At 43.7% G+C, this 22,251-nt stretch carries 19 protein-coding genes and 1 pseudogene; 5 read left to right on the top strand and 15 right to left on the bottom strand.

Annotated elements, in window-relative coordinates:
- Positions 1-318: 318 nt before the first annotated feature.
- The 11 genes from argS to BIY37_RS12200 form a co-directional block, all read right to left on the bottom strand.
- Positions 319-2,016: an arginine--tRNA ligase gene (gene argS, locus BIY37_RS12255; protein ID WP_070068133.1), complete on the bottom strand. Its 1,698-nt coding sequence runs from the start codon at positions 2,014-2,016 to the stop codon at positions 319-321.
- A gap of 40 nt (positions 2,017-2,056) precedes the next feature.
- Positions 2,057-3,034, bottom strand: a complete 978-nt coding sequence (trpS, locus tag BIY37_RS12250; RefSeq protein ID WP_070068132.1) for a tryptophan--tRNA ligase — start codon at positions 3,032-3,034, stop codon at positions 2,057-2,059.
- A 336-nt stretch (positions 3,035-3,370) separates the two neighbouring features.
- Positions 3,371-4,573, bottom strand: coding sequence for an aminotransferase class I/II-fold pyridoxal phosphate-dependent enzyme (locus tag BIY37_RS12245; protein WP_080325070.1), 1,203 nt, complete (start codon positions 4,571-4,573; stop codon positions 3,371-3,373).
- Between the two features lie 14 nt (positions 4,574-4,587).
- Complete coding sequence (locus BIY37_RS12240) at positions 4,588-5,088, bottom strand: pyridoxamine 5'-phosphate oxidase family protein (protein ID WP_070068131.1); 501 nt, start codon at positions 5,086-5,088, stop codon at positions 4,588-4,590.
- 3 nt (positions 5,089-5,091) lie between these two features.
- Positions 5,092-6,108, bottom strand: coding sequence for a 3-deoxy-7-phosphoheptulonate synthase (gene aroF / locus BIY37_RS12235; protein ID WP_070068130.1), 1,017 nt, complete (start codon positions 6,106-6,108; stop codon positions 5,092-5,094).
- A gap of 827 nt (positions 6,109-6,935) precedes the next feature.
- The gene (locus BIY37_RS12225) at positions 6,936-7,388 is read right to left on the bottom strand and encodes a ferritin family protein (RefSeq protein WP_070068128.1); all 453 of its coding nucleotides are present in this window, start codon (positions 7,386-7,388) and stop codon (positions 6,936-6,938) included.
- A 67-nt stretch (positions 7,389-7,455) separates the two neighbouring features.
- Positions 7,456-8,406: a thioredoxin-disulfide reductase gene (gene trxB / locus BIY37_RS12220; RefSeq protein WP_070068127.1), complete on the bottom strand. Its 951-nt coding sequence runs from the start codon at positions 8,404-8,406 to the stop codon at positions 7,456-7,458.
- Positions 8,403-8,882: a hypothetical protein gene (locus BIY37_RS12215; RefSeq protein WP_143299272.1), complete on the bottom strand. Its 480-nt coding sequence runs from the start codon at positions 8,880-8,882 to the stop codon at positions 8,403-8,405. The genes trxB and BIY37_RS12215 overlap by 4 nt, the downstream gene beginning before the upstream one ends.
- Positions 8,883-9,035: 153 nt before the next feature.
- Positions 9,036-9,200 carry a rubredoxin gene (gene rd, locus BIY37_RS12210; RefSeq protein WP_070068125.1) on the bottom strand — a complete coding sequence of 55 codons (165 nt, stop codon included), beginning with the start codon at positions 9,198-9,200 and terminating at the stop codon, positions 9,036-9,038.
- A gap of 137 nt (positions 9,201-9,337) precedes the next feature.
- Positions 9,338-9,865, bottom strand: a complete 528-nt coding sequence (locus BIY37_RS12205; protein ID WP_070068124.1) for a cytochrome c — start codon at positions 9,863-9,865, stop codon at positions 9,338-9,340.
- 62 nt (positions 9,866-9,927) lie between these two features.
- Entirely contained in the window at positions 9,928-11,322 is a 1,395-nt protein-coding gene (locus tag BIY37_RS12200; RefSeq protein ID WP_070068123.1) for an aspartate ammonia-lyase, read from the bottom strand.
- 886 nt (positions 11,323-12,208) lie between these two features.
- Between BIY37_RS12200 and BIY37_RS12195 the strand changes: the two genes are divergently transcribed.
- Positions 12,209-14,278 (top strand): diguanylate cyclase domain-containing protein, encoded by a 2,070-nt coding sequence (locus BIY37_RS12195; RefSeq protein WP_070068122.1) that lies wholly within the window; start codon positions 12,209-12,211, stop codon positions 14,276-14,278.
- A 77-nt stretch (positions 14,279-14,355) separates the two neighbouring features.
- On the opposite strand, the pseudogene pgi reads toward BIY37_RS12195, so the two are convergent.
- The 4 genes and pseudogenes from pgi to BIY37_RS12175 all read right to left on the bottom strand — a co-directional run.
- Positions 14,356-14,721: pseudogene (gene pgi, locus BIY37_RS14425) on the bottom strand (glucose-6-phosphate isomerase); the annotation flags it as partial.
- 80 nt (positions 14,722-14,801) lie between these two features.
- Positions 14,802-15,821: a phosphogluconate dehydrogenase (NAD(+)-dependent, decarboxylating) gene (gene gnd, locus BIY37_RS12185; protein WP_070068121.1), complete on the bottom strand. Its 1,020-nt coding sequence runs from the start codon at positions 15,819-15,821 to the stop codon at positions 14,802-14,804.
- 266 nt (positions 15,822-16,087) lie between these two features.
- Positions 16,088-17,065 (bottom strand): WD40/YVTN/BNR-like repeat-containing protein, encoded by a 978-nt coding sequence (locus BIY37_RS12180; protein ID WP_070068120.1) that lies wholly within the window; start codon positions 17,063-17,065, stop codon positions 16,088-16,090.
- Between the two features lie 175 nt (positions 17,066-17,240).
- Positions 17,241-17,693 (bottom strand): deoxycytidylate deaminase, encoded by a 453-nt coding sequence (locus tag BIY37_RS12175; RefSeq protein WP_070068119.1) that lies wholly within the window; start codon positions 17,691-17,693, stop codon positions 17,241-17,243.
- Between the two features lie 736 nt (positions 17,694-18,429).
- Between BIY37_RS12175 and dapA the strand changes: the two genes are divergently transcribed.
- The 4 genes from dapA to BIY37_RS12155 all read left to right on the top strand — a co-directional run bounded on the left by dapA (position 18,430) and on the right by BIY37_RS12155 (position 22,081).
- Positions 18,430-19,299 (top strand): 4-hydroxy-tetrahydrodipicolinate synthase, encoded by an 870-nt coding sequence (gene dapA, locus BIY37_RS12170; protein ID WP_070068118.1) that lies wholly within the window; start codon positions 18,430-18,432, stop codon positions 19,297-19,299.
- 338 nt (positions 19,300-19,637) lie between these two features.
- A complete protein-coding gene (hflK, locus tag BIY37_RS12165) occupies positions 19,638-20,642 on the top strand; it encodes an FtsH protease activity modulator HflK (protein ID WP_070068117.1) in 1,005 nt (334 codons plus the stop codon).
- The gene (gene hflC, locus BIY37_RS12160) at positions 20,639-21,604 is read left to right on the top strand and encodes a protease modulator HflC (RefSeq protein ID WP_070068116.1); all 966 of its coding nucleotides are present in this window, start codon (positions 20,639-20,641) and stop codon (positions 21,602-21,604) included. The genes hflK and hflC overlap by 4 nt, the downstream gene beginning before the upstream one ends.
- A gap of 69 nt (positions 21,605-21,673) precedes the next feature.
- Positions 21,674-22,081 carry an acyl-CoA thioesterase gene (locus BIY37_RS12155; protein ID WP_070068115.1) on the top strand — a complete coding sequence of 136 codons (408 nt, stop codon included), beginning with the start codon at positions 21,674-21,676 and terminating at the stop codon, positions 22,079-22,081.
- Positions 22,082-22,251 lie beyond the last annotated feature (170 nt).

Genomic DNA, 22,251 nt, shown 5'->3' with positions numbered 1-22,251 from the left:
CATGAAAGTTGTTATAAGATTAATTTAAATAGGGAATTCAGATAAAATAAGCCTTGTCGGTTATATAAAATAGGCTGTCATAAATAGTGTCTGCCGTTAATACGAAGTCCTTCAACTTTTTTAACCAATTTATGCCCCGTTCTTACCACTACCTCTTTTATCAAATGTCCTTTGCTTTTTTGTTTATGCATCGAATATGTAAACTCTTTCACACAGAAATCCCTTTGTTTTTGCCATGCCTTACTCTTTTACCCGTAAATATTCTATATCTTCCATAAACAGTTCTCACCAGCTTTGGAGTGTTTCCTCAAACACTATTTACATTCGCTCTGGCGCCTGCATTCCAAGGAGGCGAAGTCCATTTTTTATGACCTGGCGGGTGGTATTTACCAGGAGTATTCTTGCTTTCGTGAGTTCAGCATCATCTGACAAGACACGATGAGCATTATAGAATCTATTCAAGCTAGCACACACATCGATCAGATAATTGCAGATCAAAGAGGGCTCATAAAACTCAGCCGCTTTCATGATAACGGATGGAAATTGTCCTAAATTCTTGATCAGGATAACGGTCTCGTCTTCTTTCAATAATCCGAAATTTATGTCTGCCGTCATAGGCTTCCCAAATTTCCTCAGGATACTGCAGAGGCGGGCATGCGTGTACTGGACATAGGGACCTGTTTCACCCTCGAAATTGAGCGCTTCATCCCAGTCAAAGACTACATCTTTGCTTCGTTTGGTGCACAGATCGGCGAAGATGACGGCACCAATGCCTACATCCCTGGCGATGGCCTCTTTATTTTCTAAAGATGGGTTCTTTTCTTCAATGATTTCTTTGATGCGTTCAACGGCCTCAACGAGCAGATCTTCCAATAAAACGACCTTACCCTTGCGGGTAGACATCTTGCCATCCTTAAATTTCATGAGGCCAAAATCCACATGCACACAACAGTTTGCCCAATTGTAACCCATCAACTCTAAAACCTTGAAAAATTGATTAAAATGCAACTTTTGTTCAGAACCAACCACGTAAATCATCTTGTCAAAGTCATAGGTCTTTTTTCTATATTCAGCGGCGGCAATATCGCGGGTGGCGTAAAGCGTGGTATCGTCTTTTTTACGCAGGAGGCATGGGGGCATATGGTAAGGCTCTAAATCCACAATCAATGCCTGTTCGCTAACTTTGGTGATTCCTTTTTCCTTAATCCTTGTTACGGTATCTTGAACCATGGTATTATAAAAACTCTCGCCGACGAAAGCGTCGAAGTGGATCCCAAGCATATCATAAATCTTCTGAAATTCCTTCAGGCTGATGTCCTTGAAGTGCTGCCAGATGTTTTTCGCCTCAGCATCTCCGGACTCAAGCTTTTTGAACCACTCCCTTGCCTCATCTTCCAAGCCGGGATCCTTTTCCGCCTCCTGGTGAAATTTTACATAAAGGTCATTCAGGTCGGTAACGGTATAAGCATGATGTGCATTTTCACCTCCCCATTTTTTATAGGCAACAATCAACTGTCCGAATTGCGTGCCCCAATCGCCCAGATGATTGATTCCAACACATCTATAACCAAGGGTTTTATAGATGTGGTAAATGGCGTTTCCTATGAGTGCAGAACGGAGATGGTGGACGGCAAGGTGTTTGGCAATATTGGGGGAAGAGAAGTCGACAATAACCGTCTTGCCTTTGCCTGCACTCCTGATACCATAGTTGTCACGTTCTTCAGAGATTGTTTTTAGCGTTATCTCAGACAGCGTTTCTTTCTCCACAAAAAAGTTCACATAAGGACCGATGGCCTTTATTTCCGCAATGGGGCGAACGGTATGTATTGCATTTGACAATTCTGTTGCTATGACGTTCGGGGATTTTTTCAGGGTTTTTGAAAGGCTGTAGCAGGGAAAGGCATAGTCACCCATCTTAGGGTCGGGTGGTATTTCGATGAGCCTCTTTATCCCATCTTCCGGAAGGTCAATTTTTTCTTTCAGCAGGGATACGATATTTTTTATAAAATGATCCATTTTTAGTTCTTTTCATGAGCCTTTGTGGTAAATCTTTTGCTCACATCAATCCCATCTTCTTTTTCACATCAGACATGGTTTCCTCTGCCATATCTTTACACTTCTTTGCGCCAGTATGTAAAAGGTCTATTACGTAACCCGGGTCATTGATTAGTTGCTCGTACCTGAGCCGGATGGGAGTCAATGCCTTAATGATATTCTCTGACAAAATTTTTTTGCATTCGACGCAGCCGATTTCTGCAGAGCGGCACACGGTATTGATGCGATCCGTCTGCTCTTTTTGGGAAAAATATTTGTGCAGGGTAAAGAGATTACAGATATCCGGGTTGCCCGTGTCGGTGCGCCTCTTCCTGTTCTCATCGGTTACGGCCGTAGAGAGCTTCTTCCAGATGGATTCCGGCGTTTCCACCAGGGAAATATAATTCCCCAGGCTCTTACTCATCTTTGTTTTGCCGTCGAGTCCCATAATACGCGGGGCATCAGAGAGGATTTCAACCGGGTCCGGAAATGTTTCGCCATATCGCATATTAAATTTTCTGGCAATTTCCCTGGCAAGTTCGATGTGCTGCACCTGATCTTCTCCCACTGGCACAGCCTCACCTTTATAGAGTAAGATGTCAGCCGCTTGCAAAACCGGATACGTAAATAATCCTGCATTGATATTTTCACGGTGTTGCTTCGACTTGTCCTTGAACTGGGTCATGCGTTCCAGATGGCCCATGGGGGTTACCGTGTTAAGTATCCATGCGAGTTCCGTATGTTCCGGTACATAGGACTGTACAAAGATAATGCATCGTTCGGGGTCGAGCCCTGCAGCAATGTTAACTGCCGCTGCATTGAGGATGCGTTTTTGCATGTCCTGTGGACTATATTCTATGGTTATTGCATGATAATCGACAATGCAGAAGATACAATCATATTGATCAATCATCCGTATCCAGTTCTTAATGGCACCCAGGTAGTTACCGATGTGTACATCCCCGCTGGGCTGAATTCCACTGAATAACCGCTTTTTCATGAAATAGATCCTTTCAACTTACATTCGGAATTCATGTTTTTTAATTAAGTAATGAATCAACACGCCCCTTACTCCCTTTTTGAGAAAGATGGAGGTGTGTAAAAAAGAAAAGTCTTTGGGTTTTGCTTTTGAAAACCTAGCCTAATGTATCATTTATAGTAAACATAACAAATAAGTATATATAAAAGTGCATTGCGGGGGCGATAGTTCGAAACAATCTCAGTGTCTGGATTGTTCTGCGGAGTTTACACTGAGTAATTCGAATATGCTCGCAATGACAACTTCCTTTTTGGATTCACTATCATGTAATCAAAGAAATCTGTGGTTTCCGCCTCATTACAGAGCTTTTGGCAATATCTTTTTAATTCGCCGTGCTGCTTCCCGGGTATCTTTGATGCTGGGTACAAGGGCAAACCGGACATAACCTTCGCCGGGGTTCAATCCATTGGCTGTTTTGTCACTAATCCATGCCCCGGGTGTTGTTACGATAGCGATTTCTGGTGAAAGGAGTTTCTGCGCAAAAACGACAGAGGTCATACCGTCCGGCACCTTTTGCCAGAGATAAATCGTTGCTTCCGGGGTACAGTCAGGAAGCTTGATACGATGAAATGCGTCTACCAATAAATCTCTTTTTACTTTGTATTCTGCACGCATTTTCTCGACATGGGTCTCATCGCTAAGGGCGGCGATTGCTCCATCCTGGATAAACGTGGCTGTACCGGAGTCGATATTGGTTTTTACCTTTTTGAATATATCTACAATCCGCTTATCACCTGCCACCCAGCCCACCCGGTAACAAGTCATGGCGCTTCTTTTGGAAAAGGAGTTGAAGACAATGACACCGTCTTTAGTGATTTCCAGAATGCTATGGGGCGGTTCGCCAAAGAAAATTTCACTATAAGCCTCATCAGAAGCGATGATAATGTTATATTTTTTCCCGAATTCTACGATTTCTTTTAGGTACGATAAAGGCGCTATGGCGCCTGAGGGGCTGTTCGGGTAGTTGATCCACAGGATCTTTGCTTTTTTGCAGATCTCTTCAGGGATGGAATTCAAGTCGATCAGAAATTTATTTTCAGATAGAAGTGGCACATAATAAGGTATCCCTTCGGCGAACAGCGTTCCCCGTGTATAAGGTGGATAGCCAGGGGTAGGGATGATTACGTAATCACCGGGATTAACAATTCCCTCGGGGAAATTGAATACCGCTTCTTTTGAGCCGATGGTGGATGATATTTCGGTAGCCGGATCCATCTGCACGCCAAATCTCTTTTGAATCCACTGTGCAATGGCTTGTCTGAATTCAGAAGCACCAATATAACTCGGATAACCGGAAGATTTTCGAAGCGTTATTCCTTTTTGTGTTGCCTTTCGGACAACGTCAGGTGTTGGTACGGTAGGGTCTCCCACGCCAAAATCGATGGGAGTAATCCCCATGGCTTTCAATTTTTCAACTTCCTTGTCTACTTCTGCAAAGGCATACGCACCAATGGACTGCAATCTCTTTGAAGCGGTGATTTCCATACGTATATTTTTCATTTCCTTTCTTTTTGTTATTTATTTGATGGGTCTGTAATCGCTGGTTTTACAGGGCTTCTCTTTGCGGTCATTTCCTTAATTTCTATCTCAAGTACATTTGTCCTATTCAACATAGCTTCGGTAAAGGGGACTTTGGGATTTTGAGGTGCATACTTGTCGGCAAGTTTCTGGATGGCGTAGTTCTTTGCATTGAGGTCAGAAAGTATCTTTATATTGCCGAACAGAATAACGGACCGATATGCAACCGAAGAGGCACAGGTGGGCTGCTTTATTATAATCTCTTTCACATCTTCCACCTCAAAGCAGATATTCGGATTGGCTCTGATATTTTGTAATTTTTGCCCTTCCTGTGCACAATGGAGAAATATCCTGAATCGCTCTTTATCATAGGTAAAATTCATGGGCGTAATATAAGGAATTCCATCGGCACACGTCCCCAATCTGCCCACCGTAGCCTTTAACAGAATCTCTTCGACTTCGTCCTTGCAGGTTATTTCTTTGTCTTTCCTTCTCACAGGTTATATTTTTCTTCCAACGGCTTCTGCTACTGGCTTTAGTTCGTTCATGAGTTCTTCAAACGCCTCTAGGGTTATTGTTTGAGGCCCGTCCACAAACGATTTTTCAGGATCAGGGTGTGTCTCAATTAACAAGCCGTCGGCGCCTACTGCCACAGATCCCTTAGACATTGGATTTACAAGGCTTCGCTTCCCTGTGCCATGACTGGGATCAACGATAACCGGGAGATGCGTCATTTCTTTGAGTTGTGGGACAATGCTTAGCGACAATGTGAAACGGGTAAACGTCTCAAAAGTTCGAATACCCCTCTCGCACAGAATAACATTGGAATTATTTTGCGCCAGGATATATTCAGCTGCAAGGAGAAATTCTTCGACGGTGGCGCACATGCCCCGTTTTAAAATCACCGGCTTACCTGCCTCTCCTACAGCACGCAGGAGGAGGAAATTTTGCATGTTGCGGGTTCCGACTTGAAGAATATCAGAGTACTTACTGACTAATTTTACGTGCTCGGGGGTAAGTACTTCCGTAACTATGGGCAGACCTGAAGCCTCACGGGCATGTGCCAGATGCACAAGCCCCTCTTCCTTAAGGCCCTGGAAAGTGTATGGGTTACTGCGGGGTTTGAATGCTCCGCCCCGTAATGCAGTTGCACCTGCATCTCGCACTTTTTTAGCAATTTCGATAATTTGCTCTTTGCTCTCAATGGCACACGGTCCCGCGATGACGGCGACTTCATCACCACCGATTTTTTTTCCATTTGCAAGATGAATGACCGTTCTGAAGTCTTTTCCTTCCTTACTGGCGAGTTTGTATGGCGCAAGAATAGGGACTGATTTTTCTACGCCAGGCATGACATCCCAAAAATCAGCGGGCAATATCCTTTCATCCCCGATTATTGCGATTACATTTCGGTTTGTTCCTTGTAACAAAACTCCTTTTAAACCAGCCTTTTCAATACTTTCAAGGACGTAATCGACGTCCTTTTTTGTAGATTCGGCCTTCATTACGATAATCATGAGCTACACCTCCACCAAATATTGTAGGCAAAAAAAAACCCTAAAACCAATGGTTTCAGGGCAATATATTAACATCGATGAACTTAATAATATCGAACCCTAAGCACCCCCCTGTGGTTGATAGCACTTAAAGTAATACAATCTCCGGTAAAACGTGTCGGTTTTGTTATTCGTGGGGAGACACATATACGTCACGGATAAGATCTATAAAGATATATGGCGTGAATTTTAACGCATGTTGTTGTATTGTCAAGTCTAATTTCTTCATGTCCTCTCACATACCTTGTAAAATCTTCATTTTTAACGCGTTTTTTCAACCCCCCTCACTCACTTTTGGTGACAGGGGGTTGGTTTGGCTAGCTTCGTTATGAGTTTTCCCGCGAAAATGTAAATCCTTTCATAATATTGTGTGCGTTGGTTCTTTCGCTGCCTGTATGTCCTTGTAACAGGACGGGTGTATTGAAAAGATACCTCCCCATTTTTGTCTGCCCTTATCGTGCCTCCTTTTTCATAATCGTTTACCTGAACCGTTTGCAACACTCTTTTGTTTATGATGATAAGTCGACGACTCCTCATATTATTTTATACAGGATTGACAAAACCTTTTCCATCTTTTTACTACACCTTACCCAACCCGTTCTGCCAAATTAACGTACCGTTCCGACGCGACCCTGTCGCATTTCCTGATTATACGTGGTGACATTCGAATCTATCGGAATATCGCCTCACCAATATCCTCCAGCATACCGTAAACAGGGTACTCATTTTCTTTTTATTTTACAGGCTGTTTTTGATTGAGAAAGAATGAACAAGCTTACAACGGCGTGTTAGTCCCACTGATATACATTGTCATCGTAATATAGTTCAAGCTTGTGTTTGTGCTTTAGCTCTTCCTGCGCAAGGATTTTGCATAAGTTTTTCATATCCGGGTTATCAGAGGATTTTGCCATCCCTACGTAGAAATTATAGGCTTTTTGCTCTTTCTTCATTGCCACAATTAATACATCCTGAAAATTATTGACATCAGAGATGTTTTTATCTACCAGATATTCTGCAATATGAAGATCATGGATTTTTTCCGGTTTAAATTTTTTCACCCTGGAAACGTCAAAATTCTGCAACATCTCCTTATGCTTTAGCTCTTCAGCCGCAAGTTCTTTTAACCATATCTGTGATGCCGGATCTTTGACAAATTTTAATGCATCCATATAAAATTTATATGCCATGTCTTCTTGTTGTATAGCTTGCTTTATTATTTCCTTTACATCCATCGTAGCCATTCAATCCTCCTTTAATTTTAAAACACATCAACTCTAACCTGAACGAATCTAAAAAACAGAATAGTTCTTATATTTCTTTTTTAACCTTGCCTAAAGCTATTAATTCAGAAAGCTTATGTTCTGCAGCAATAGCCGCGGTAACCCCTTCTCCTACGGCAGTTGCAATCTGCCGATATGAATTTTTTCGAATGTCGCCAACGGCATATAATCCTTCTATGGATGTTTCCATGTGCATATTTGTTTCAATATGACATCCCACATCCTCACAAAGCAGCGTGCCCAAAAACCCCGTATTGGGCACGCTACCGATGAAAATAAAAATCCCCTGGCATGTCATCTCTCTTTTTTCTTTCGTTATAACATTTTGGACCACGATACCATCAACCTTATCCTGCCCATGAATACTTTCAACGATAGTATTAAAAACAATCTTGATCTTTGGGTTTGTTAACGCTTCATCCAGATAAATTTTTGTGGCTCTGAATTCATTCCTTCTGTGGATAATTTGTACGGTATTTGCAAATTTGGTCAGAAAGAGGGCCTCCGTTATTGCAGAATCGCCTCCTCCAACGACAATAACGTCTTTCCCCTTAAAAAAAGCACCGTCGCAGGTAGCACAATAACTCACGCCTCTTCCATAAAATTCTTTTTCACCAGGCACGCCCAGTTTTTTGGGTTCTGCACCAGCGGCTAAAATAACCGCATGGCTTCCATAAGTGTCCGTATCAGTTGTCACAATTTTTAGACCATTTTCAACCTGTACTTTCATTACCTCTTCGTATCGTATCTCGGCACCAAACCGCTTGGCCTGGGCTTCCATGCGTTGTATCAGGTCAACACCACTGATAACTTCGGGAAAACCCGGATAATTTTCAATCAGATCGGTACCGACTAACTGCCCGCCCACAACTTGCTTTTCAAAAATCACGGTCTTCAACAATGCCCGGCAGGTATAAACGGCTGCAGCAAGGGCAGACGGCCCACCCCCGACAATTATAACGTCGTAATCTGTATTCACATTCCTTTGAGACCTTTCAGGGCATTTAAGACCTGCCACCCGTAAAAATTTAACGCAAACAGCTTTTTTTCAATATGACACTCAAGACACCGTTTTGTCCCTTCAGTTGCCCAATTACGGGTTACAAACGCAGTTTTTGACGTCTCTCCTTTTGGAGTGAGTTTGCCCTTTCCAGCATGACAAAAACTACACTCTGTACCCATAATTTCACAAAGCTCAAACATTTTTCTTGCCTGCTGTTCGTTTTCTTTGTATCGTTTCCGATCCACGTGACAGTAATCACATTCAACTCCGAGTGCAACAGATGCCTTCATCATCTCCTTTGATTTTTTCCCTTCGTCGGTAAAGACGGTTAAATCTTCGTTATGGCAAAAATCGCATTCGACTCCGAAGAGCGACGTCAGCCTCTTGATTTGAGCGTTCTTTTCTTCTTTGTTGCCTTTAAAATACGGATTTGAATAGGTGACATTGGGCATGTTTTTTTCTGCCGGTTCTGCATGAGACAGAGCACTATCTCCTAGGGAAAAACATACCAGAAACCCTGTGATTACGAAATAATTTTTTGCATATTGCCTGCTTAGAAATGACAACACGAAATGGTTTCCTTAAAAAATATGATTAAAAAGAAGTCAAGGGTCGAGCTTATCAAAAAGATCCTGGCTTGCGCCACAGGCTGGACAAACCCAGTCATCCGGTAACTGCTCGAACGGCGTCCCCGGTTTTACTCCGTTATCCGGATCACCCTTTTCAGGATTATATACGTAACCACACACACGGCATTCCCACTTTGACATAAAACCTCCCCTATGAGAAATCTGAAATATTCTACACTACTTTCTCTTCTGTAATCAATCTTTTAAAATCAAAGAAAGTGCAGAATCCTCATCGCCTTCACTTTCTTTCCTGCTGCATCGCACCCAACCATCAACAATTATCGATTTTCAATCGGTATCATTTTATCACGGATCTCGGTGTGACACTCAAAACATGCCTTTTCCACCATGTTCGTGAATGCCTTAAATGTTGCCTTCTGATCACCCGCCTTTGCAGCCTTTTGGACTTCGAGCGCCGACGACGTTATGTTTTTCAAGTAGATGTGGAATTCCTCCTTCAGTTTTGTGATCTTTTCTGTGTCATTGGGATCGATCTTTGCTTGCTGAAGCCACTTGTTGCTTTTCGGATCCGCAGGAAAGAAGACTTCATTTATCTTGTAGCTGTCATCTACTATTGCGCCGGCCTCCTGCGCAACGTATTTTAAACTGCCTGCCAACGTCCCTTCAAGTATATTGCTCGTTCGCCTCGCTATCTCATGCATCAATACCCTGGTAGGAAGAACCACGCCCTCGTGGGACATACCCGTTTCCTCAGCCGCACTAACCGTACGATAGTGTACACAATTTATCAACCCGGCGAAACCAATACTCCAGATACCCGCTATCAACAGAGTTACCTTTTTCATACTGCACCTCTTTCCCTAAAATACTTACAAAAGAAATAAATTACGCAATTACGCCTTTTGTTTCACAACGTACGAATGCCGGGCTCAGTCATAGACATGGGAGATAATATCTCATCAACCTTATCCTCAGGCAGAATCCCTTGTTCCAGAATAATCTCCCGTGCCGACCTTCCCGTTCTCTGTGATTCTTTCACCACCTCAGATGCCTTTGAATAACCAATAATCGGATTTAAAACGGTAACAATGCCGAGGCTTCGTGCAGCATAATCCTGGCATTTCTTCGCATTGATGGAGAGTCCTTTTATACATTTTTCATGAAATATTTTCGTGGCGTTGTTCAAAATAGAGAGAGAATCGAGCAATTTGTATTGGATTAAAGGCATCATAACGTTAAGCTCGAATTGTCCGGCTTGCGCCGCCAGCGCGACTGACAGGTCATTGCCCATAACCGAGAAACACACCATATTCATCATTTCGGGGATAGCGGGATTCACTTTTCCCGGCATGACAGAAGACCCTGGCTGTACTGCCGGAAGTTCAATCTCGGCCAGTCCGGTATTTGGCCCGGAGCTCATTAACCTGAGGTCATTCGCAATACGAATGAGTTCAACTGCCAGGGTGCGAAGCGCTCCAGAGAGTTCAACACAGGGAGCATTGCTTTGCATGGCCTCAAACCGGTTTTTTGCCATTCTGATATCCAGGTTTACAATTTGTTTCAGCCTTTCCACAACCCGGGCGGCATATTCCGGATGAGTATTAATTCCCGTGCCTACCGCACTTCCGCCAATTCCCAACTCTTTTAAGGATTCACCGGCCTTTTCAATTCCCCGGGTTGCCTTCACGAGAGAATCCGCATAACCTGAAAATTCCTGACCTACACGAATGGGCACCGCATCCTGAAGGTGTGTACGTCCGGACTTTACCACAGAATCAAAGGATTGCGATTTCCTCTTAAGCGTTCCCGTCAGATCATCCAGATTTCTTACAAGCTTTCCAGATAATTGTAAGGCAGCAATACGCATGGCAGTAGGATAAACATCATTGGTAGACTGCCCGTAGTTGACATGATCGTTCGGATGAACAACGGAATAATCCCCTTTCGCTCCGCCAAGCATTTCAACGGCAATATTGGCAATAACTTCATTAACATTCATATGATGAGACGTTCCTGCACCGGACTGATACACATCCACCAGAAACTGATCTTGAAATTCGCCGTTTAATATGCGTTCACATGCAAGGATAATCATGTTGCCAATCTTCCTATCAAGACAACCTAATTCCACATTAACCATAGCAGCGGCCTTTTTTACGGAAACCATGGCCAGAGTAAATACCGGCAGCGATGTTTGTCCGCTAATGGGAAAATTTTCCAGCGCCCGGGCAGTTTGTACCCCATAATAAGCGGCTGCGGGCACGTTCATCTCACCGAGATAATCCTTTTCTGTGCGAAACATATCGGTCCTTTTCTTGCTTATTGCATCACTCACATTTTTCCCGACATTCTATCTTATAATACGCTAACAATCAATACCTATGCCAAAGACTTAGCTAGAAAAAGCAAATATCCTAATTACATTTGAAATAAATAATCATCTCCCTGTGAAGAAACCTGCAGCTTTGCAACGTTTTTAAGTTTGTCAGGAATCTCAGACAATAAGTCTACTCCCTTGAAATTGTCAGAATTCATTTGTAATAGTTATCATTTCATTTTTATATTAATTGTACATTCTTATTCTGTAAAAATAAATTGAAAATCATCAAATCGCTTTTTACAATTATAAAACCATCGCGCAGCATAGCAGCAACTAATCCTCCCTATCGTTCGATAGAACTCTTGCGACGAAGTCAAGGAACGACGGGATATTAAAAACCGTGATGATGCAAAGAAAAAATACAAAATCTATTTCCAAGATAGATTGCTTCCCGTTGACAAGGAAGGGGCACTTACCCTGTATGACAAAAATAATATGATGGTCGGGAATCCCGCAAACTGTTATAGCATAAGTAGTATACCCATTCCGACAGATGAATCTACAAACCCGGAGGAAAGGCACAACTGACTTTCTGCGCCAGAAGGAGATTTCTGGCTCATGATCTATGTGTGGAAACCAAAAGACAAATGGAAATTACCAGGGATCGTGCCAGTAAAGTTACCATTTACAAGGAGGCGGAGGCGCGGCTTTCAATCAAAATGAATTATCCACGATTCTGGTTACTGGTTGTGAAGGTTCCATTATGAGGCATGTGGGGAATGCATCTTTCAAAAAACCGAGACGTTACACTTGAAATAGTATTCTTTTCCATCCTTTTTGAAATTTCTCACGATCAAAAATACTCCCTATGAAAAAGAATTTTACAAACAACATGACCCCTACTTATATTACTGCTTTAAGCATTATCGCCATGCTCAGCATTGCATCCTATATTACTCTCAAAAAGCGCATCTCTTCCCAGGAAACCGATGCTGCGGTAATTAATTTAACCAGCAAACAGCGCTTCTTATTACAAAATATAGCCATCTATTCACTGTGCCTGGTAAATGCGAAAGATCGTGCCGAAACGGAATCACTCAGACAAGACCTTCTTGCCACGATGCGTACAATAGAAACGGTGCATAAAGGGCTTGTCAGCGGAGACAAATCCCTCAATTTGTCCGGGAAGCAATCTCCGCAGATACGTGCGCTTTATTTCAAACAACCGGTACATTTAAATAAAAAAATGAATCAATATCTTGCAGAAGCAAAAGCCCTTGCACATGCCCCGCCGGAAAAGCTCACATCACAAAACCCACACTTGCACAACATCCTTAACGAATTCGCAGCGGATTTAGCAGATTCTCTTGAAATCATAGTAAACCTGTTGCAAAAAGAAAGTGAAAGAGACAACAAAAAGCTCCACTTACTGGAAACGGTCGTTTTGGGTATCGTATTATTTGCTTTAGTGATTATCGGAATGTTTATTTTTCGTCCCATGGTCAACCGGATAAAAGAGGAAGGCGACAAATTATTAAAAGGCGAAACTCGTACACGTCTCATCATTGACAGTGCCGTAAACGGTATTATATCCTTTACGCAAAATGGCACTATCAAGTCCTTTAATCCAGCCGCAGGAAAGATGTTTGGCTACCAATCCCCTGAAATCATAGAAAAACACCTTAATACTCTTTTAACGGAACCCTATCATAAAAAAGTAGCCGGCTGGCTTCAAGGCATCCTACAAAGAGATACCTTTCCTGGATCAAAATTGACTGCCTTTGAAGTTGAAGGGCAGCGAAATGATAACACCACTTTCCCCATGGAACTCAATCTCAGTACCTTTTACCAGGATGACCAATTATTTTATTTAATGATTGTACGTGACTTTACCGAACAAAAACGCACCAAACAACGCACCGACGTTCAATATGCCGTCACCAGGGTATTGACAAATTCGAATAACATTGAAGAGACCACAAAAGAACTCCTGCAGACAATAGGCCAGACGCTCAACTGTGCGTTAGGGTTCTTTTGGGATGCAGATAAAAATAACCATATTTTGCTTCGTAAGGAAATATGGCACACGATGTCTGCACTCAAGGGTACTGCGGAATTACCTCCGCATCAAATTTCCTTTGCTTCTAAAACAGAGATACCAGGGATTGCTTATAGTCTAGGAAAACCTGTCTGGATTCCCGATGTTTTATCCGACCCTCGCTTTTCCAGTTCCCCGCTTGTCTTGAGATATCAATTGCCCGGAGCGCTTGCCTTTCCGGTAACAAGCGATAAAGAAATTCTGGGTGTGTTTGAATTTCTCATGCGCGAAAAACACTATGTCGACACGTACCTTCTCGATTGCCTAAATGCCCTTGGAGATCATATTGGACAATTTTTTATACGAAAGCAATTCGAAGAGCAACTTGTACACTTAGCAACCCATGATCCGCTTACCGGCCTTTTTAACCGACGTCGCTTTCTGGAAGAACTGGAGAGTCGGCTTGCTTACTCATGCCGATACGGCATTCACGGAGCATTATTGTTTATTGACTTAGACAATTTCAAACAGGTAAATGATACCTATGGACATCAGGCAGGCGATGAACTGCTTATCCATGTTGCCGCCGTCTTGAGACAACAGTTGCGCAAAACGGATATTTTAGCGAGACTCGGCGGGGATGAATTCGCTGCACTTTTATCTCATGTAGACAAAAAACAAGCAGAAACCATTGCACAGCAAATGATTGAAATCATGTCTCAAAAGGGTAATTTTATCCATGGACATGCGACGGGCGTCACCGCCAGTATTGGCATTGCACTGTTTCCCTCCCGCAGTAGCAAACTATCATCCCTGCTTGCCTGTGCAGATCATGCCATGTACCTTGCAAAAGAAAAAGGGCGGAATTGTTTTTGTTTTTACCATAACGACTCCCGATAACCCGATATTTAAACTATAAACAGCGTCATTAATCTGATACGAATAAATCATTCCCGCAGAAGCGGGAATCTGGAAAAACACTGGATAAGCCGTGAGACCTGATGAATCAACTGGTCAAAGGAATGCTGGCCATTGGTACCTGGCTCACCCCAGTAAATGGGACAGGTTTGATCGGGAACCACCCTCCCGCCCAGGGCAACACGCTTACGGTTACCCTCCCATAGTCAACTGCTGCAGACGAGCGGGGAATCGTTCCGGATATCGGTCGTAAGGCAAGGCGGCAAAAGTCTCCGCTTCGAAGAGATTCGTATACCATATCGCAAGGGGTCCTTGGGTAGCGGTATATTGTGCCCAAACGGGGTGTTGCGGAAGTGCCCATCCATGGTGCGAAATCCGGCAGGCATATCACGAAAGTGTTCCGGACCAATCGTAATCATCAACGAGCGATCGCTGTAATGCTTCGGCGCCTGCTATTCCGGGTACTGGAGGAGTGGCAGATAAACGTGAGTCATGGCTGATCGCTTTATTTATCAGATTTTTCCACATGACCTCCGAAACCGAAACGCATGGCAGAAAGCACTTTTCGCGCAAAGTCGTCCTCGCCGCGGGAACTGAATCTCTGGTAAAGCGCAGCGCTCAGCACCGGAGCCGGAGAACCTTCTTCAATGGCAGCAGTAATCGTCCATCGCCCTTCCCCAGAATCTGCTACACTGCCGGCAAATTTGGATAAATCGGGATCTCCGGCAAACTCCGTAGCGCAGAGATCAAGCAACCACGAGGCAATCACGCTTCCCCGCCGCCACAGCTCCGTAATATCGGCCAGGTCAAAATTGTACTGATAGTGCTCAGGGTGGCGCAGGGGCGTTGTTTCGGCATCAATGGCATGCTCCTTCTTTCCCACATTCGCATGCCGCAGAATATTCAACCCTTCAGCATAGGCAGCCATAAGCCCATATTCAATTCCATTGTGAACCATTTTAACGAAATGACCTCCGCCGACGGGTCCGCAGTGGAGATACCCTTCTTCTGCTGTTCCGCCGGTTTTTTCCCGTCCCGGTGTTTTGAGAGCCGTTCCCTTTCCGGGGGCGAGGGATTTGAAAATCGGATCCAGATACAGAACCGCATCTTTCGGTCCACCGATCATGAGACAATATCCACGATCCAGCCCCCAGACACCTCCGCTGGTTCCGCAGTCTACGTAATGGATTCCCTGCGGCGCAAGTTCTTTGGCACGGCGGATGTCATCAATATAGTAGGAATTTCCGCCATCAACAATAATATCCCCTTTTTGTACCAAACCCGCAACCTCCTTCAATGTCGTATCGACTGCGGCTGCTGGTACCATCAGCCAGACCACCCGTGGGGGCCTGAGTCTGGCCACAAGCTCTTGAATTGAGGAGGCTGCAAAAGCCCCCGTCTCCATCGCAAAGGTTTCCCGCGTCTTTGCTGTGGCGGAATACACAGCCACCTCGTGTCCGGTGCGCATCAATCGTCTCACCATATTCCCACCCATCCTTCCAAGACCGATCATTCCAAGCTGCATAGTACTTTTCCCTCCCAAAATTACACTCGAGTTAGATTTCTGTTAATTTAATTTTTGATATTTAGCAATATTACTCAAAATGCTTACAAAGTGAGAACTTAATACAGAGTGGCACGGGCAAATGAAGTTTGTCTGCGTTGAACTTGCATAAGGCAATGTTGCAGAACAACAGACAAGCACAAGGGGCAGGTTTTAAACCTGCCCCTACAAGTTGTTTGTACAAGGGCTTTTTCAAAAAACTGAATGGCTACGATTTTTCAATACCATTAATGGGTGATATGATCATAGAGGCCGGCAGGATTCACTCCTACGACATACACATCGTCTTTTCTGCTTCCCCAGATACCTGAAAAAAAATAATTCGTCCCGCTTTTTTGTGTCTTCCAGCTTTTCCCATCAGAATAAAGAATCGTGGCATGATCCCCCACGGCAAAGATGCTTTGTTCATCGATACCCCATATCCTTCTCAGCCAGCTAGATGTTCCGCTCATCTGTCGCGTCCATTTTGATCCGTCGTAATGAAAAATCAGGCCATCCGCACCAGCAATATATACATTTCTGAGACCAGCCGTCCATACGCTGGTAAGCGTTTTACTCGTAAACGGTTTCAGTTTTTTCAGATGCTTGCCATCATAGTAAACAACCGTACCATATTCACCCACGGCGTAAACATTTTTCATGCTGCTACCGTTGATGTCATACAACGAATCCATGGTGCCCGTCGTTCGCTCTACCCACTTTTCACCATCATACCGGAATACCTTGCCCAAATTTCCCGTAATAAAGATATGTTTTTCATCAAAACCCCAGATGCCCCGGCACCAGTCAACCATGGTTGTGTCATATCTTTGCCATTCCATACCGTTGAAATGAAGCATGGCGCCAAAGTCACCACAAATATAAATATCTTTGCGGCTGCTGCCCCAAATCCGGTTTAATCTCTGCGTAGTAGGACTTTTTTGTTTTGTCCATGATTGTCCATCGTAGTGGAGAATCACCCCTTGTTCGCCCACTGCAAAAATATCATTGGAAGCAAAACCATAGATATCGTTGAGCCACATACCAAACCCATGATACAGATGATTCCACGTCTTCCCGTCATAATGAAGGATTACGCTGTCGCAGGCATCAAATTCCTCCATATCTTCCCCGATCTCCCACTCATTCGCTCTTGTATCAGGAACAGGAAATAATTGGCAGACGGATACTAAGAGACTCATGAAAAAATATCGCGCTATTCTCATAATAATCTTCCTTTAAATTTCGAGGCTCTTCGGAAAAGATGTTTAACCCGCCCTCCAGAGATTTTATTTGTGGTTATAGGTAAGGGCGAAGCATTTGCTGATATTAGCTTTGGGTGTGATCTTACATCATGAATAGCAAATGCTTTGCCTCTGTACTTTCGAAATTCCAATAGATTCATTCTAGTTTTATAAATTCCACATCCACATTTGCCATGGAGAGGATATCTTTCGCGAGAGGATCAGGATAATCGGTGATGGTAACGATTCGCTTGATCCCCGCATTTACCAGCATTTTTGCGCAAAGAGAGCAAGGATACGTAGTGCTGTACAAGGTCGCTCCGGAAATCTTAATGCCATAATGCGCCGCCTGGATGAGGGCATTCATCTCGGCATGGAGTCCGCGACAAAGTTCATGCCGCTCGCCGGGCGGGATCTTGAGTTGCTCCCGCAGGCAGCCGATCTCCAGACAGTGCTGAAGCCCGCTTGGCGCCCCGTTATAACCCGTCGTCAGAATATGTTTGTCCATCACCAGAAGCGCCCCTACCTGTCTCCGCAAGCAGGTAGCGCGCTGTGCTACCTCCCGGGTGATTCGTAAAAAATACTCATCCCATGAAGGTCTTTTTAACATCCTCTGTCCCGATGTAAAATCCTGAGAACATTTTTTAATAAAGTATTCAAAAGTTCTTATCTACTTCGTATTTTTAGTGCTTTGATTTTATCAGTAATTTTAAACCATTCAAGGAAAATTGCTTTTTGTCTCTTTTCGTTATGTGTGTATGTATTTCTGGTTAGATATTATTCAAATACGATTTAAATTTAATACTTAGTGTTGGAACGAAATTCAGCCGAAGACTGAAATCTGTGAAGAAGAAGGCGAAAGGAATCGGATAAAGGTGTTGAATATTTGAAGCAGGAGAAGCTGTGAAAGGTAGTTTAAAAAACTACAAGAAACGGCGTGATAACGGAGATGCTATCTCCAAACAAGGTTTGTCGTTTAACGGAGCGTTTGTCTGGGCTCATGCCGAAAACTCACAACGACAATTTGTTTGCAGTAAATATCCAGGAGTCGTCACCTTGCATTCCCACCTTTCCCGGGATAATGTTCCTCTTTATTGCAATCATGCATTACAATTGAAGCATGTCGGAAAAGTTTCTCCGGGGTAATGCCGGATGAGATTTTTGAGGAAACAGAGCGTAATACTTGAATAACCAATGTTTTGTGTTATAGTATGCATAATGGCGCGAGTATTTATGGCATCGTATAGCCACAACCAAAAGGTTCCCCCGCACAGAGTAATAAAAATATTTTACAAGATAAAGAAGTTTTAACGGAAGAATTACGAAAAAGATGAAGGGAGAGGGATATGTTCCATGGTTCATACGTAGCGTTAGTAACGCCTTTTAAGAACGGGCAAGTCGACTATCAAAAGCTGGGGGAACTTGTCGAATTTCACGTTAAAAATGGAACACAGGGAATTGTCCCCTGTGGTACAACGGGTGAATCTGCCACACTTTCATTCGAAGAACACGAAAAGATAATCGGTGAAGTTGTGAGCATAGTTGCTGGCAGGATTCGGGTTCTGGCGGGTGCAGGGTCAAATAACACCACGGAAGCTCTCCGTTTGGCCAAACACGCCAAAAAAATTGGGGCAGATGGGGCGCTGCTGATCACACCTTATTACAATAAACCCACGCCAGAGGGGCTTTACCGGCATTACAAATTAATTGCAGAGTCAGTTGACATTCCTATTGTCATGTACAACGTTCCTTCCAGGACCGGTATATCTATCCAGCCTGAAACCGTGGCAAGGCTTTCGGAAATTAAGAATATCGTTGGAATTAAGGAGGCAAGCGGAAGCATTGATCAGGCGACACAGATATTGCAGCTTTGTAATATTACGGTACTTTCGGGAGACGACTCCCTTACTTTACCTATCATGTCGGTTGGGGGAAGAGGAGTAATATCTGTGGTTGCCAACGTTGTTCCTGCAGATACGGCAGCATTAACCCGGTATTGTCTTGAGGGTAATTTCGATGCCGCCAGGAAGTGTCACTTCAAACTTTTTCCGCTATGCAAAAGTATGTTTATTGAGACCAATCCGATTCCGGTAAAAACTGCAATGAGGATGCTGGGAAGGTTAAACGGAGAAATGCGGTTGCCACTCTGTGACATGACCAAAGAACATGAGAGCCAGTTAATGGGTACGTTGAAAAATTATGGTCTTATATCCTGATCTGAAAGGGCAGAGCGGCTATTATACTGAAGATGCTCACAAGATGTGAGTGATGCGAGGAGGCGCGGGCAAACAAAGCTTGTCCATGCTGAACGTGCACAACGTTGTTGATACAGGATAAATTATGGCCCTTTGAGTTTAGTATACTATAGTGTACTGAAACGTTCCCTTTCAGAGAGATGACGCGGACACACAAAAGAGTATGAGATTTTTACCCTTTTCGAAGCTTCTCCTCAAAGGGGGAAAGCTCTTTTACCCTTTGTGAGAAAGAGCTTAAATGAAGGATATTTTGGTGTTAAATATAAAATACAATAGCGCCGGAAAAAGGAGGAAACGATATGCCCGACTATAATCAATATAGAAGACCGCAGGAAATCCGTCTTGAAGATATTCCCTGGGGGTCGATAAAAAAGTTTATACCGCCATCTTTAATGATTTTTTTTATTATCATTACCGGATACACGTCTTTTTATACCGTGAATGCGAATGAAGAGGCGGTGATCCTGCGATTTGGCCGGTATACGAAAACCGTGGGACCAGGACTTCATTCGAAACTTCCTTACGGCATTGATCGGGTACTGAAGGGAGAGGTAAAACGTATCTACAATGAAGAATTTGGATTCAGGACAGATCTCCGCGGATCGCCTTTTGCGATCACGTATGACTACCCAGACGCAGTCGAGGAAAAATTGATGCTTACCGGTGATCTAAACTGTGCTGAGGTGCATTGGGTTATCCGGTACAAGATCAAGGCGATAGAGGAGTTCTATTTTAATGTAAGAAATGTTCGCGAAACGATTCGCGTCGTTTCACAGGCAGTTATGCGGACATTGGTAGGCGACCGGTCTGTCGATGAAGTGTTGACCATTGGCCGGACGGAGATAGAGCAAAAAGCCAGGGAAGATATCCAGGGAATTCTTGATAGCTATAAGTGCGGTATCGACATCCAGACGGTGTTGCTGAAAGGGGTTGATCCACCAGCTCCCGTGAAGGATGCCTTTAATGCGGTTAATCAGGCAATTCAAATCAGGGACAGAATTGTTAATGATGCCGAGGGTCAGAAGAATAAGACACTGCCGGCAGCAGAAGGAAAAAAGGAACAGGTGATCAAGGAGGCTGAGGGGTACCGGATTCGACGCGTGAATGAGGCTTCGGGAGACGTTAAGGCGTTTTTGGCGGTATTTGAAGAATACAGAAAGGCTGAGGACGTAACCCGGCGCAGGCTCTTCCTGGAAACCATGGCAAAGATAATCCCCAGGTGTGATAAGCTGTATGTTTTCGATAAAGATATCAAAAGTTTTCTGCCTATTTTGGGGCTTGATGAGGAAGGTGTAAAAAAATGAAAAAAACGGGTATTCTTATCATGATCATTATTATGGCTGTTGTGATTATCTGTTTAAGTGCTTCTTTCTACGTTGTGGATGTTAGACATCAAGCTGTCATTACGCAGTTTGGAAAGCCTGTTAGAACCGTTACCGAACCTGGACTCTGTGTGAAAACCCCTTTCATTCAGGAGGTAAGATACTTTGACAAAAGACTCCTGGAATGGAGCGGAGAACCAAGTGATATTCTGACGCGGGACAAGGAGAACATAGGGGTAGGCACGTGGGCGCGCTGGAAGATTGCGGAATCACTGAAGTTCTATACCTCGCTTGGCACAGAAGATCGCGGGATGCGTGTATTGGATGAAGTAATCGAGTCGGCAGTAAAAAACGTGGTCAGTGCGTATACGTTAAAGGAAGTTCTCAGGAATACCAACCGGAAGCTCGAATATACGACAAAAGAACTGGAAGAGGCAGAGGATATTAAAAAGGTGCAGATTAAAATGGGGCGAGACAAGATTGTTGAAGAGATCAGGAAAATGGCCTCACGTGCACTGGAAGGTCGGTATGGAATTGAACTGGTAGACGTCCGTATCAAGTATATTAATTACGTGGAGGCCGTCATTCCCAAGATATATGACCGGATGCGTTCTGAGCGTATCCGTATTGCTAATAAATACGAATCAGAAGGGCGGAAGGAAGAGGCAGAAATTCTGGGCTCTATGAAAAGAGAATTGGAACGTATAGAGTCAGAAGGGTATCGGACAGCAGAAGAAATTAAGGGACAAGCCGATGCCGAGGCGGTGAAGATTTACGCTGAGGCATACGAAAAGGCGCCCGAATTTTATTCCTTTACCAAAACACTGCAAACTTACGAATCAACATTTGATAAACAGACGCATCTCATCCTTACGACGGATGGCGATTACTTCAGATACTTAAAGAGTTTCCGGTATGAGTCATCTCAGGACAAGAATAAATAATCATGGTGCCTCAGAACCGGCACCGGCTCTTTTGTTACATGAAAGAAAATAAGAAGTGTAGGAAAAGATATGCAAGATCAAGGTAAAGTTCATGAAATCAAAACACGCGTCCGTTATCAGGAGACGGATCAGATGGGTATTGTCTATTACGCCAATTTCTTTGTATATTTTGAGATGGGACGGACGGAATATCTGAGGCATCTTGGGTTGCCATACTCGTCGTTAGAAAAGGAGCATATCTACTTTCCTGTTACGGAAGCACATTGCAGATTTCGTTCACCTGCCCGGTATGACGATATTCTTGTTATCCAGACTTGGATTTCGGGATTAAAACATGCCACCGTAGAGTTTAATCATAAGGTAACCCGTGAGAACGACAATACCCTCATCGTAGAGGGTGTTACAAAACTGGCATGCCTTAACGTTAACCGCAAACCGGCCCGTATGCCGGAAAAACTGAGAAGACTTTTTGAATAAAGAAAAAAACGATCAATATCCCCGACAAGATAGAACAACGAGTTTCGTGCCTCGAACTTTGCCTTTCTGACTTGTTTAGGATTAGAACAAAAGCTTGTAACTATTCAGCGAAACGGATGGTGAGAGAGAATAATTTCTCAGAATAGTTAGGAGCCGATAGGGAAAACGGG

This window comes from Candidatus Brocadia sapporoensis (genome assembly GCF_001753675.2).
In the GTDB taxonomy this organism is placed as follows: domain Bacteria; phylum Planctomycetota; class Brocadiia; order Brocadiales; family Brocadiaceae; genus Brocadia; species Brocadia sapporoensis.
Note: the sequence above shows the minus strand (reverse complement) of the source record. Positions and strands in the feature narration are given on the sequence as shown.